Genomic DNA, 12172 nt, shown 5'->3' with positions numbered 1-12172 from the left:
GTGCCGTCTGTCAGGATGGGATCCGGACGAGGGAAAGGTGGGCTCCGTGGTAGCGCGTGTAACGGCAACATCGATTGTGGATGCCATCGCGAACGACCTGCGATCCCGCATCCTCGAGGGGGAGCTCACCTCCGAGGCGGCATTGACCGAGACGGACATGGCCGCAAGCTACGACGTCGCCCGCCCGACGGCGAAAGCGGCCATTGAGAAGCTCGTCTCCGAGGGATTGCTGGTGCGTGGGGCGCATAAGAGCGCCCGGGTGGCCGAACTCGGACCGGACTCCGTGCGCGACATCTACCTGGCCCGCGCCTACCTCGAAAGCGAGGTACTGCGCCGCCTCGCCCTCACCCGCACCGTCCCGCACGGGGCCGTGCAGGCGAACCTCGACATCGCGGCCGTGGCCGGAGACTCCCCGCTCGCCGTGGTGGAACCCGATATGCGATTCCACACCAGCCTGATCGACGCCGTCGGCAACGAGCGGATCAGTAAGATGTACCGCTCCCTGGTCAGCGAGGTGCGCCTGTGCATGGCCCGGGTGCAGTCGCTGAACCTGCTCGACACGGCACTGATCCAGGCCGAACACCAGCGCCTGCTCGAACTCATCGCCGAAGGCGACGGCGCCGGAGCCGCCCGGCTTCTCGACGAGCACCTGGGCCGCGCCCGTGAACGCCTGGCGGCGGCCATCGGCGGCGAAGCCGGCCCCGAGGCCCACCTGGTCTCCACCCTGCACCCCTGAGCGCCCCGGAGGCATAATGGGTTATTTTCTCGCACCCTCGACCAGCGCGGCACTGTCCCGGCTGGCTGTCGTCGACGCCAGCCCCGGCTCGGCGCCGCTGGACCGGATCGAGGCCATCCGTTCTCTGCTGGTGGAACTCGATGCCGATCCGGCCACCCTGGTGGGCGTGCGCGACGCGCTGCGCGGGGGCCGGAGCTGGGAGGAGATCGCCGACGCCGCCGAACTGAAGGCCGCCGCGGCGAAGTGGCGCTGGAGCGGGACCGACGCCGAGATCGCCGCCCGCCAGGCAGCCGGACGCAAGCGTGCCGCGCGGCCCAGCGCGGTGCCCACCGACCTGCCTGGGCTGTCGGTGTCGGAGGCAGCGGCGAAACTGGGGGTGACGGTCCAGGCGATCTACCTGCAGCTGAGCCGCGGCAAGGTCGCCGGTCGCACCATCGAACTCGCCGACGGGCGCAGCTATAAACGGGTCTTCCTGGACGGCGACCCCGATGCCCGCCTTGACCGCGTCGAACCGGCAGCAGACAATGACCCCACCGACCCCAGCACCTCTTCCCCTGACGCACACTGATGACGGAGCACGCACCATGACTGATTTCACCTCCACGAGCACGCCCACCCGCACCCTGTCGCTGTCCGATCAGAGCGATCAGACCGAGACGCTCCAGCCTCTGGACCCGGCGCCGGAGCCTGAGACGGCATCCGTTGGCCAGCCGGCGCCCAGGCCGGTCCCGCGGTTGACGACCACGGCTGCCCAGCGCACCGCTCTGGTCGTGCTGGTCGCCATCGCGGCACTCGCCGTGGCCTTCATCGTGATGCTTCTCGTGGGCGTGTCCAGCGAGAGCATCAACGCGCTGGCCGTCTTCGCCACGCCCATCGCCTCCATGGTGGCGGCCTACTACGGCATCACGCTCAGCATCCAGCAGGTCCGCAGCGAACGCGCCGAGAAGGAGAAGGCCATCGCCCGAGCGGATGCCGCCGATGCCGCCAGCCGAGAAACCGAGGTCTGGGCGTCGCAGATGGAGTCCGGACTGCGTGTCGCGATGGCCCAGCTCACCGCCGCCCGCATCGGCACCGACTCGGTCACGAAGGCCGCCGGCACCCCCGACGACTTCTTCTAGCCCCGCCCTCAACCGAAGAACAGGGCCTGAACCGACAGGAATGAGGGGTGCCGCTCCGGGCACACCCCTCATTCCCGTCGTTTCGCCGCACGGATACCGCTAGCCTGCCTCCTCGTCGGCGGTGCCGTTCCGCACCCGAACGATCGTCTCCCAGCAGGCGACGAGCGTGAGCACGGATGCGCACACCGCTCCCAGCGCGAGCGGCGACAGGGTGAAGGCGACAGGAAGCGCGAGCAGCAGCAGCGCGATGCCCGCCAGGTGCGACACCAGCAGTTCCCGGGCCACCACGAATCGGAACAGGGTCAGGCCCAGGAGATACAGCAGCGGGCCGCCGGTGATCGCGACGGCCGTCGACAGGATCATCGAGGAATCCGGATGCCCCAGCACCTCCTTGTCGCCGACCGAGGTCAGCACCACGCCGGCGATGATCAGGGCGTGCACATAGGTATAGGCGAATCGGGCGATCCGGCCGGGATCGGTGCTGGTGGCGAGGGCCCGGCTGCCGGCCCGTTCGCCATGGTCGAAGTACAGCCACCACATGGCCGCGCCGCTCACGAAGGCCAGCAGCAGACCGATCACGCCCGGAACGGACACGTCCTGGTCGACGAACGCGAATCCCGTCACCAGGAAGGATTCCCCGAGCGCGATGATCACGAACAGTGCGCTGCGCTCTGCGATGTGCGGACCGGAGAGTTCGGCATCGCCGGGAGCGGCCCGGCCGAGTCCCGGAACCGGGAAACCGGCGCTGGCGGACACGAACTCGATCCCGAGGGCGATCGCCCAGAGCAGCAGCCGGTAGTCGGCCGGGAGCAGCCCCCCGGCGATCCAGAAACTGCCGGCCACGGCAAGCCAGACGAAGATCCGAACGAAGGAACGGTGGAGACCGCGGTCGTGCCGGGCCAGGGCCAGCGCCATGAAGGCCGTGCGGCCGAGCTGCAGCACGACATAGGCCACGGCGAAGATGAATCCCCGGTCACCGAATGATTCATAGATCGAGACGCTGACCACGAGACCGATGAGGGAGAGCCCCAGCACCACCCCGCGCACGGGCAGGCGCGCCGGATCGAGCACATTGGTCACCCAGGTGGTGTGCACCCAGATCCACCACAGGGCGAGCACCAGCACGGCCGACTCGGCGGCTCCCTGCAGGGACTGGTTCTCGTAGAGATGGCGGGACAGCTGGGTCAGTGCGAACACGAAGATGAGGTCGAAGAACAGCTCGATATACGTCACCCGATCCGACTGCTCGGAATCGTCGGGGCGCATGAGATTATGGCGGATCCCGAAGTGGCTGCTGGAGCGAGGGCCGGGGCCTGCGGCGGATGGGACGGTGTCAGGCGTTGCGTTCACCCACCAAGTCTGCCTCAGTCCGGGTCGTACGACACGGCCGCCGCACGGTTGCCGGGGAGGGACCTTCTATGACATTCTTTACAAAACGAACGGTCAGTTAGTAAACACGGCGATCAAAGGTGATGAAGCCATGCCCGAAGCATTCCTGGTTGATGGTGTTCGAACTCCCATCGGACGATACGGCGGGGTGCTGGCCGGCATCCGTCCCGACGACCTCGCGGCCGTCGTGCTCGCCTCGGTCGTGGCCCGGGCGGGCCTGGACCCCGCGCTGATCGACGAGGTCATCCTCGGCGCCGCGAACCAGGCCGGCGAGGACAACCGCAACGTCGCCCGCATGGCCGTGCTCTTGGCCGGTCTCCCCGACAGTGTGCCGGGCATCACGGTCAACCGGCTCTGCGCATCCGGTCTGTCCGCCGTGCACCTGGCCGCCAACATGATCAAGGCCGGCGAAGCGGACCTCGTGATCGCCGGCGGCGTCGAGTCGATGACCCGTGCGCCCTGGGTTCTCGCCAAGCCGGAGAAGGCCTTCGCCAAGCCGGGCGAGATCGTGGACACGTCGATCGGCTGGCGCTTCGCCAACCCGCGCCTGCAGGCACGCGACAAGGCGACCTTCTCCATGTCGGAGACGGCCGAGGAGGTCGCCGCCCTCGATGGCATCAGCCGGGCGGATGCCGACGCGTTCGCCCTGCGTTCGCACCGGCTGGCCCTCGAGGCGCAGCGCGACGGCACCTTCACGCCCGAGATCGTGGGTGTTCCGACCCGGGCCGGCGTGATCGAGATCGATGAGGGTCCCCGTGCCGACACGACCCTCGAACGCCTCGCCGGACTGCGTTCGGTCGTACGGCCGGGCGGCATCGTCACGGCCGGCAACGCCAGCTCCCTCAACGACGGCGCCTCCGCCATCGTCGTGGCGAGCGAGGCCGCCATCGAGCGCCTCGGCCTGACCCCCCGCGCCCGGGTGGTGGGCGGGGCCAGCGCCGGTGTCGCCCCGGAGACCATGGGCCTCGGGCCTGTCCCGGCCACGCAGAAGCTGCTGCACCGCCTCGGCTTGACCATCGGCGACGTCGACGCCGTCGAGCTCAACGAGGCGTTCGCGACCCAGTCTCTGGCCTGCATCCGTCGGCTCGGCCTGGACCCGGAGATCGTCAACCGGCACGGCGGGGCGATCGCCCTCGGGCATCCGCTCGGGTCGTCCGGCTCCCGCATTCTGATCACGCTGCTCGGACGCATGGAGCGCGAGGGTGCCCGCCGCGGCGTGGCCACCATGTGCGTGGGCGTCGGCCAGGGTTCCTCCCTGCTCGTGGAGCGCGTCTAGGTGTCGCGGGAGTTCAGGACCCTGCTGGTCGACTACCGGCCGGACCGCGTGCACGTGCAGCTCAACCGTCCCGCTGTGCGCAACGCGATCGACCAGACCATGATCGACGAGCTGCACCTGGTCTGCGGCGAGCTCGAGCGCGGGCCGCGCATTCTGATCCTCTCCGGCACGAACGGCGTCTTCGCCTCCGGGGCCGACATCGCGCAGCTGCGGGACCGCCGGGCCGAGGACGCCCTGAAGGGCATCAACTCCGGACTGTTCGGCCGGATCGCCCGGCTGCCCCTGCCCGTGATCGCCGCCATCGACGGCTGGGCGCTCGGCGGCGGGGCTGAACTGGCCTACGCCGCCGACTTCCGGCTCGCCTCGACGACGGCCCGGCTCGGCAACCCGGAGACCGCCCTCGGCATCATCCCGGCGGCCGGGGCACTCTGGCGGCTGGCCGCGCTGGTCGGCGAGCCCGTGGCCAAGGAGATCATCCTGGCCGGTCGCATCCTCACTGCCGCCGAGGCGCTGGCCGTGCATCTGGTCACCGAGGTCCACGAGCAGGACGCCCTGCTGGAAGCCGCGCACGCACTGGCCGACCGGATCGCCAAGCAGGATCCCCTGGCGACCCAGCTGGCCAAGGAAGTCTTCCATGTGCCGGCGGCTGCGCATCCGCTGGCCGACAATGAAGCCCAGGCCCGACTCTTCGAGTCCGAGGAGAAATTCGCCCGCATGACCGCATTCCTGGAAAGGAAGAAGCGATGACGCTCAGCACCGCAACCAGTAGCGAGCCCAGTACCCTGTCCGACCTGGCCCAGCCGACCGTGCCGCACCACGTCGGCGTACTCGGCGGAGGCCGCATGGGCGCCGGAATCGCTCACGCATTCCTGATGGCCGGCGCCCACGTCACTGTCGTGGAGCAGGGTGACGATGCCGCCGCCGCTGCCCGCGACCGGGTTCTCTCGGCCGTCGACCGGTCTCTCGGCCGCGGCAGCGTGACCGCGAGCCGTGCCGAGCTCAGCGACCGGCTGACCGTGGCAACGGATGCCGCCGCGTTCGCCGGCTCCGGCCTGGTCGTCGAGGCCGTCCCCGAGGTCGTGGCGCTGAAGACGCAGGCGCTCCGCTTGGTCGAGGCGCACCTCGCACCCACCGCCTGGCTCGCGTCCAACACCTCCTCGCTGTCGATCACCGATCTGGCCGATGCGCTGGACCGTCCGGACCGGTTCATCGGGCTGCACTTCTTCAACCCGGTGCCGGTCTCGACCCTGATCGAGGTCGTCACGGGGGAGCGCACCGATCCGGAGCTCGCCCGGCTCGCCGAGGCCTGGGTGTCGGCCCTCGGCAAGACGCCGATCCTGGTGCGGGACTCGCCCGGCTTCGCCAGTTCCCGTCTCGGCGTCGCGATCGCGCTCGAGGCGATCCGCATGGTCGAGGAGGGCGTGGCCAGCGCCGAGGACATCGACACGGCCATGGTGCTCGGCTACAAGCATCCGGTCGGGCCCCTCCGCACCACCGACATCGTCGGCCTCGACGTTCGCCTCGGCATCGCCGAACACCTGCACGACACCCTCGGCGAGCGGTTCGCCCCGCCGCAACTGCTGCGCGACCTCGTCGCGCGCGGTGACCTCGGACGCAAGAGCGGCCGCGGCTTCTTCGATTGGAAGGACGCATCATGACACTCCTCAGCAATGGCACCAGCACTGACACGAGCTCTGACACGGTCGTTCCCAGCTACGTTCTCGACTCCTGGTGGACACCGGGCGACGGCGCGGCCGCCCAGCGCGTCCTCGACGCGAGCACCGGGGCCGAGGTCGCCCGGGTCAGCAGTGAGGGGCTCGACCTCGCCGCCGTGGTCGACCACGCCCGCACGGTCGGCCAGGCCTCGCTCGGGCGCCTGACCTTCCACCAGCGCGCCATCCTGCTGAAGAAGCTGGGACAGTACCTGGGCGGGGTCAAGGAGGAGCTCTACGAACTCTCCGCCCGCACCGGCGCCACCCGTTACGACTCGATGGTCGACATCGACGGCGGCATCGGGGTGCTGTTCACCCTGTCCTCCAAGGGCCGGCGCGAAATGCCCAACAGCCAGGTCTACATCGACGGCGACGTGGAGGGTCTCTCCCGGGACGGCTCCTTCAGCGGACAGCACATCTACACCCGCATCCCCGGTGTCGCCTGCCAGATCAACGCGTTCAACTTCCCGGTCTGGGGCATGCTGGAGAAGCTGGCCCCGGCGTTCATCGCCGGTGTGCCGACGATCGTGAAGCCGGCGACACCCACCGGGTACCTGACCGAGGCGGTCGTGCGGCACATCCTCGCGTCCGGCATCCTGCCCGCCGGATCCCTGCAGCTGATCTCCGGCAGCGCCCGGGACCTGATCGACCACCTCGACTACCGCGACCTGGTCGCGTTCACCGGTTCGGCCGGCACCGCACGCACCCTTAAGGCCCACCCGAACGTGGTCGAGGGCGGTGTGCGCTTCACCAGCGAGACCGATTCGCTCAACGCCGCGATCCTGGGCCCGGACGCCACGGCCGGCACGGCCGAGTTCGACGCCTACGTCGCCTCCGTGGTGACCGAGATGACCAGCAAGGCCGGCCAGAAGTGCACCAGCATCCGCCGGCTGATCGTGCCGGCCGGTCGCCGCGACCAGGTCGTCGCGGCCGTGTCCGAACGGATGGCCCGCCGCGTCACCATCGGCGACCCGCGTGCTGAGGGGGTCACCATGGGGCCCCTCGCCAGCACCGGCCAGCGCGACGAGGTGCTCGCCAGCGTCGCCCGCCTGATCGACGGCGGCGGTCGCATCGTGATGGGCTCGCTGGACGCCCCGGCCGGAGCCGACCCGGAGGGCGCGTTCGTGGCGCCCATCCTGCTGGCCTTCCACGACCCGGAGAGCCCGGCCGTGCACGAGATCGAAGCCTTCGGCCCGGTGGCGTCCATCATCGAGTACACCGACCTCGACCACGCCATCGCGCTGGCCGCGCGCGGCGGCGGATCACTGGTGACCACCGTCGCCACCCACCACCCCGATGTCGCACGCACGCTCGTGCTCGGCATCGCCGCGCACCACGGGCGGGTGCTGATGCTCGACCGGGTCGACGCGCGCAGCAGCACGGGCCACGGTTCCCCGGTTCCGCATCTCGTGCACGGCGGCCCGGGGCGGGCCGGCGGCAGTGAGGAGCTCGGCGGCATCCGTTCGGTGCTGCACCACATGCAGCGCACAGCCATCCAGGGGTCGCCCGACATGCTGACCGCCATCACGGGGGAGTGGCACACCGGTGCCGCGGTGCGCACGGGCATCCACCCGTTCCGCAAGTCCCTGACCGAGTTGCGGGTGGGAGACCAGACGCAGGGTGGACCGCGTGTGGTCACCCTCGACGACATCACGGCGTTCGCCGAGGCCACCGGTGACAAGTTCTACGCCCACACCGACGCGGAGGCGGCGGCGGCCAACCCGTTCTTCCCCGGAATCGTCGCGCACGGGTACTTGCTGGTGTCCTGGGCCGCGGGGCTGTTCGTGGACGCGGCCCCCGGGCCGGTGCTCGCGAACTCCGGCCTGGAGAAGCTGCGGTTCGTCACGCCGGTGTCGCCGGGTGACAGCATCCGGGTCACGTTGACGGCCAAGCGGATCACCCCCCGCGAGACCGACGAATACGGCGAGGTCTGCTGGGACGCCGTGCTGCACAACCAGAACGATGAGGTCGTCGCCACCTACGACGTTCTCACGCTGGTCGCCAAGGAGTAGCCCGCGGGCGTGAGCCGGTGTGCCCGTCGGGCGTCGAATCAATTCGACGGAGAATGTGAGGAAGAGACCGGTTTCCGGGCCGTTCTGGCCCATTGCGGGCAAAATCTCCGTCGAATTGGTTCGCGCTTGGGCACCCGGCCTCGCCAACGGTTCACCCGATTCGGGTGGTGTCGTGGCACGGTCCTCGTTCCACTATCGGTAGTCGCAAGCAGGGCTCACCCGTGACCGGTGAGTTCCGATGACACCGACAAGGGCTCGGCCCTGGAAATGGAGTGACTCATGGCTCATGGAGACAACCCGGTGATGGAGACTCTGGTCGACATCAACGCCGTGTCGCTGTCCCGCACCGAACTGGACAATCGGGCGCTGATGCTGGTGCGCATCGCGGCCCTCGCCGCGGTTGAGGCGCCGATGATGTCCTATTTGCTGCACATCGGGCCGGCGGAGGATGCGGGCCTGACCGTCGATGACGTCGAGGACGTGCTCGTCGCCGTTTCGCCGATCATCGGCACCGCACGCACCGCGGCCGCCGTGGGCAGGATCGCCGAAGCCCTCGGCCTGGCGATTCAGCTGACCTCGGAAGACACTGAATAGCAGTAGCAGTAGCAGGCATGACGCGGTAGATGTAGCTGTAGAGGCGTTGGTCCACGATGTCCGGCCCGTCTCTCAAGGGGGGAGCGGGCCGGATGCCGTCCGTCACCGAAGGAGAGGACTCCATGACGAAATCGGTCCGCACACTGCATGCAGGTGCCCTGATCGGTCTTCTCGCCGCGGCTTCCCTGCTGACGGGATGCGCACAGTCGGAGCCGGCCGCGTCACCCACGCCCGCCGCGACCTCGACGGAGTCTCCGTCCGGCACGCCGCCCACCGAGGAGCAGACCGCGTGGGCCGGTGACGTCTGCTCGTCGACGGCCACTCTGAAAACGGATGTCCAGGGTCTGGTGTCGACCGCCGCAGCAGGTGGGGACGACGTGTCGGCCCGGCTGAACACCCAGATGCAGACCGTCAAGGAGTCGGCGACCGTGCTCGCAGACACCATCAAGGCCGTGCCGGCGGGCAGTGAAGATGATCCCGAACTAGCCGCCGTCAGAGACTCCTCGGATGACCTCAGTTCGTCGATTTCCGACCTGGAGTCGAGCGTGGCCTCTGTGGAGGGCGCGACGGGCACCGACCTCGTCGTCGCCCTCGGTTCGGTAGCCAGCGATGCCGGCGCCTCCCTGACGGCGCTCGCAGCCACGGTGTCCGCGATCGGAACGGCCGCCGCCGACGGAACGAGCACGATCGGGCAGGCATTCGATGCCGCTCCGGAGTGCGCCTCCCTGACCCGGTAGTGCGCGGGGCAGATCAGCGCTCTTCGAGAGACCGCGGTGACTCCGGCTGAACAGTGTGGCGTTCTCCGCGCTTCGGCGGCACATACGCGCAGGTGTCCCCGGCGCACAGTTGCGGCTTCTCCTTCGCGAAGATCCGCTGCAGCTCGCAGCCGAGGCAGATGCCGAACGCGGTCTCCACGAACAGCAGCGACAGGCAGAGGCTGCAGAGCGCGAGGGTGATCCCGTTGCTGACATTGAGGAAACCCATCACCCCGCAGGAGATGAAGGCCATGCCGAGGCCGAGCGACCAGGCCAGCTTCTTCTGTGCTGCGCCTACCCATTCCGGCCGTTGCGCCCGGACCAGCAGCGAGCCCACGATGAGGCTCGGCGTGTATTTGGTGCCGACGAAGAGACGAAAGGTCATATCGAACATGAAGATGGCGCCGAACATGCGCAACGGTTGATAGTCATCCGTGAGTGCAGCGACCATGAAGGCGATGATGCCGCCGAGAAAGAGCAGGCCGGCGGATGCCCGAATCGCACGCTCGTTGACCACGGGAAAATCGATCCCGTCGACGAATTCGCCGATGATCGGCTGTTCCTGGGTGGTCATCTGGTCGTCTCCAGCGCGGTTGCGATCTCGGTCAGAGCGTGAATCCCACCGGCGCGATATGCCGCCCAGTCTTGGTTCGGGCGGGCACCGGGCATGGTCTGTTCCGTCCAGCGGGTCGTGACGGCGATGACCTCGGCGGTAACGGTTCCAGCATCCGTGTCATCGTCGATGCGGCGTGACAATTCGCTGAGGGCTGCCACTTTGCCCTCCTGGAACTTGGCGGCGGGGTGTGAGCGGCCGTCCTTTGCGAGGGCGCACGAGGTCGTGTCGCCGAGCAGTAGTGACCACTCGCGCACGGCCTCGGCCCGGGCAAGCAGAACGTTTGCTCTGCTGGGTCCGGTTGTCCCGTTAGCTTCCATTGCTGCAGGTGCAGCGATCGGACTCGGCGACGCCGTAGAGGGCGTCCTCGATGTGCTGGCCGCAGCCATCCCAGGTTGCCTTCTTGCAGTTTGAACACGTGATGCGGTAGCACATGGTGGTCCTCTTTCTTGGTTGGTTGCCTCGAGAGTAGCATACCCCCTGGGGTATTCACGCGACGGTGGGGGACCTCGGTTTTGTTGCAGTCTCTGCATGGTTCCCTGCTAGCGTCTGGATAGTCACGGGAGCCGCGAATTCTGGGGGAAGAATTGCTGAGAATCATTCGCGGCATCGGGACGATGGGCCGGCGCCAGAGACAAAGAACGCTTCCAGGGCATCTCGACCATTGCGTTTCGTGGTCTGTCCCAAACGGTGAACGACGTCGGCCGGATGCTGCTGGCTCCCGCCATCGGAGCAGCACCGAGCTGAAGGCGAAGCGCTCCGTCTGCGGTGACGGAACGGGTGCACATAGGTTGGTCACATGTCCAAATCGATCGATGAACTGTGGCCGCCCTTCGGGTTGAAAATCACCTGCGGATCTGTGACTTTGTCTCCGGTTCGAGACGCTGACCTGCCCGCACTCGAAGCCCTCGCCGTGGCAGGCATCCACGCCCCGACTGAGATGCCGTTCTTCTTCCCGTGGACCGCCGGGTCCCCGGACGAGGTCCGGTTGCGACTCCTGCAATACCACTGGGCGCAACGAGCAGAGATGACGCCGACGGCCTGGACCCTCGAGACCACGGTGCGCGTCGACGGTGAGGTCGTGGGTTGCCAGAGCATCTCCACCAGGGACTACCTCGTCACGAGAACGGGGGAGACGGGCTCCTGGCTCGGGCTGAAGCACCACGGCCGGGGGATCGGCACCGTGATGCGTCAGGCGCTCTGCACCTTCATGTTCGATCACCTGGACGCCGCCGAGGTCACCTCCGCCGCGTTTCTGGACAACCCGGCGTCGCTCGCCGTGTCGAGAAAGGTCGGCTATCGGGAGAACGGAGTCAGCCGGTTGAAGAGGCGCAACGACGAACTGGCCCTGAACCAGAGACTGGTTCTGAATCCCGAAACCCTGAACCGGTCCGAGACCGAACTGCACGTCGAGGGTGTGGATCAGCTGCGGCAGTTCCTCGGTCTGGGTTCCTCCACAATGTCGCTCTGATCGGGTTATCCACAGGACGCCCGGGGTCGGGCGGATGCCGCGGGGAATGTCGGTGGGTGCCCGTAGCGTGTGTCTCATGAAGCCCACATTCATTGCCGAGCAGGAGGCTCTCGCGGCGCATTTCGAAGCGATCGCGGAGGCTGAGCGGGCCATCGCGCAGGCCTTTGCGCGTCGGGCGGAGCTGGTCGAGGCGGGCCGGCGGTTCGGGCAGTCGCGGGCGAACGCGGCCGTGCGGCTGCCGGGGTCGCGGTGGGATGCGGCGGAGGTCGCGGAGCGGGAGTTCGTGAGTGAGTTGGCGTGCACGATCCGGGTGCCGCGGCGCACGGCGGAGAACCTGATCGCGGAGAGCCGGGCCCTGGCCGTCGAGCTCCCCGCGACCCGGGTCGCGTTGGCGGCGGGGGAGATCAGTTATCAGCATGCGCGGGCGGTGATCAATCAGGCCTGGTCGGTGCCCGAGGAGGCGAAGCCGGCGTTCGAGGCGGCGGTGCTGCGTGCG

Annotated in this window: 13 protein-coding genes and 1 pseudogene; 11 read left to right on the top strand and 3 right to left on the bottom strand. The window is 68.5% G+C overall.

The window, feature by feature from the left end; translation table 11 throughout:
* Positions 1 to 46 precede the first annotated feature (46 nt).
* Genes E3T49_RS06145 through E3T49_RS06135 form a run of 3 tightly spaced genes read left to right on the top strand, consistent with a single transcriptional unit; the run spans position 47 to position 1854 of the window.
* Positions 47 to 736, top strand: a complete 690-nt coding sequence (locus tag E3T49_RS06145) for a GntR family transcriptional regulator (RefSeq protein ID WP_134424083.1) — start codon at positions 47 to 49, stop codon at positions 734 to 736.
* A 16-nt stretch (positions 737 to 752) separates the two neighbouring features.
* Complete coding sequence (locus E3T49_RS06140) at positions 753 to 1304, top strand: hypothetical protein (protein ID WP_134424082.1); 552 nt, start codon at positions 753 to 755, stop codon at positions 1302 to 1304.
* A 16-nt stretch (positions 1305 to 1320) separates the two neighbouring features.
* A complete protein-coding gene (locus E3T49_RS06135; RefSeq protein ID WP_134424081.1) occupies positions 1321 to 1854 on the top strand; it encodes a hypothetical protein in 534 nt (177 codons plus the stop codon).
* A 99-nt stretch (positions 1855 to 1953) separates the two neighbouring features.
* On the opposite strand, the gene E3T49_RS06130 is transcribed toward E3T49_RS06135, so the two are convergent.
* Positions 1954 to 3204: a low temperature requirement protein A gene (locus tag E3T49_RS06130; RefSeq protein WP_198414225.1), complete on the bottom strand. Its 1251-nt coding sequence runs from the start codon at positions 3202 to 3204 to the stop codon at positions 1954 to 1956.
* A 130-nt stretch (positions 3205 to 3334) separates the two neighbouring features.
* On the opposite strand from E3T49_RS06130, the gene E3T49_RS16325 reads away from it, so the two are divergent.
* The 6 genes from E3T49_RS16325 (at position 3335) to E3T49_RS06100 (ending at position 9574) form a co-directional block, all read left to right on the top strand.
* Positions 3335 to 4519, top strand: coding sequence for an acetyl-CoA C-acyltransferase (locus E3T49_RS16325; protein WP_134424080.1), 1185 nt, complete (start codon positions 3335 to 3337; stop codon positions 4517 to 4519).
* Entirely contained in the window at positions 4520 to 5266 is a 747-nt protein-coding gene (locus E3T49_RS16320; protein ID WP_134424079.1) for an enoyl-CoA hydratase/isomerase family protein, read from the top strand.
* Positions 5263 to 6177: a 3-hydroxyacyl-CoA dehydrogenase family protein gene (locus tag E3T49_RS06115; RefSeq protein ID WP_134424078.1), complete on the top strand. Its 915-nt coding sequence runs from the start codon at positions 5263 to 5265 to the stop codon at positions 6175 to 6177. The genes E3T49_RS16320 and E3T49_RS06115 overlap by 4 nt, the downstream gene beginning before the upstream one ends.
* Entirely contained in the window at positions 6174 to 8243 is a 2070-nt protein-coding gene (gene paaZ / locus E3T49_RS06110) for a phenylacetic acid degradation bifunctional protein PaaZ (protein ID WP_134424077.1), read from the top strand. Before E3T49_RS06115 ends, paaZ begins: the two co-directional genes overlap by 4 nt.
* A gap of 279 nt (positions 8244 to 8522) precedes the next feature.
* Positions 8523 to 8837, top strand: coding sequence for a carboxymuconolactone decarboxylase (locus E3T49_RS06105; RefSeq protein WP_134424076.1), 315 nt, complete (start codon positions 8523 to 8525; stop codon positions 8835 to 8837).
* A gap of 122 nt (positions 8838 to 8959) precedes the next feature.
* Positions 8960 to 9574: a hypothetical protein gene (locus E3T49_RS06100; protein WP_134424075.1), complete on the top strand. Its 615-nt coding sequence runs from the start codon at positions 8960 to 8962 to the stop codon at positions 9572 to 9574.
* A gap of 13 nt (positions 9575 to 9587) precedes the next feature.
* On the opposite strand, the gene E3T49_RS06095 is transcribed toward E3T49_RS06100, so the two are convergent.
* Positions 9588 to 10166: a DUF4395 domain-containing protein gene (locus tag E3T49_RS06095; protein WP_134424074.1), complete on the bottom strand. Its 579-nt coding sequence runs from the start codon at positions 10164 to 10166 to the stop codon at positions 9588 to 9590.
* A complete protein-coding gene (locus E3T49_RS06090) occupies positions 10163 to 10366 on the bottom strand; it encodes a hypothetical protein (protein ID WP_134424073.1) in 204 nt (67 codons plus the stop codon). Before E3T49_RS06090 ends, E3T49_RS06095 begins: the two co-directional genes overlap by 4 nt.
* Positions 10367 to 11004: 638 nt before the next feature.
* Between E3T49_RS06090 and E3T49_RS06085 the strand changes: the two genes are divergently transcribed.
* Together E3T49_RS06085 and E3T49_RS06080 are read left to right on the top strand one after the other, a co-directional pair.
* Entirely contained in the window at positions 11005 to 11676 is a 672-nt protein-coding gene (locus E3T49_RS06085) for a GNAT family N-acetyltransferase (RefSeq protein ID WP_134424072.1), read from the top strand.
* A 76-nt stretch (positions 11677 to 11752) separates the two neighbouring features.
* Positions 11753 to 12172, top strand: a pseudogene (locus E3T49_RS06080) (hypothetical protein); the annotation flags it as partial.

The sequence above is a fragment of the Cryobacterium cryoconiti genome (genome assembly GCF_004403065.1).
GTDB classification, from domain to species: Bacteria; Actinomycetota; Actinomycetes; order Actinomycetales; family Microbacteriaceae; genus Cryobacterium; species Cryobacterium cryoconiti.
Note: the sequence above shows the minus strand (reverse complement) of the source record. Positions and strands in the feature narration are given on the sequence as shown.

What these genes read in the sequence shown, in the direction of transcription:
- E3T49_RS06140 (WP_134424082.1), top strand. Translation starts at nt 753, where the DNA reads ATGGGTTATTTTCTCGCACCCTCGACCAGCGCGGCACTGTCCCGGCTG.
- E3T49_RS06135 (WP_134424081.1), top strand. Translation starts at nt 1,321, where the DNA reads ATGACTGATTTCACCTCCACGAGCACGCCCACCCGCACCCTGTCGCTG.
- E3T49_RS16325 (WP_134424080.1), top strand. Translation starts at nt 3,335, where the DNA reads ATGCCCGAAGCATTCCTGGTTGATGGTGTTCGAACTCCCATCGGACGA.
- E3T49_RS06115 (WP_134424078.1), top strand. Translation starts at nt 5,263, where the DNA reads ATGACGCTCAGCACCGCAACCAGTAGCGAGCCCAGTACCCTGTCCGAC.
- paaZ (WP_134424077.1), top strand. Translation starts at nt 6,174, where the DNA reads ATGACACTCCTCAGCAATGGCACCAGCACTGACACGAGCTCTGACACG.
- E3T49_RS06105 (WP_134424076.1), top strand. Translation starts at nt 8,523, where the DNA reads ATGGCTCATGGAGACAACCCGGTGATGGAGACTCTGGTCGACATCAAC.
- E3T49_RS06100 (WP_134424075.1), top strand. Translation starts at nt 8,960, where the DNA reads ATGACGAAATCGGTCCGCACACTGCATGCAGGTGCCCTGATCGGTCTT.
- E3T49_RS06095 (WP_134424074.1), bottom strand. Translation starts at nt 10,166, where the DNA reads ATGACCACCCAGGAACAGCCGATCATCGGCGAATTCGTCGACGGGATC.
- E3T49_RS06085 (WP_134424072.1), top strand. Translation starts at nt 11,005, where the DNA reads ATGTCCAAATCGATCGATGAACTGTGGCCGCCCTTCGGGTTGAAAATC.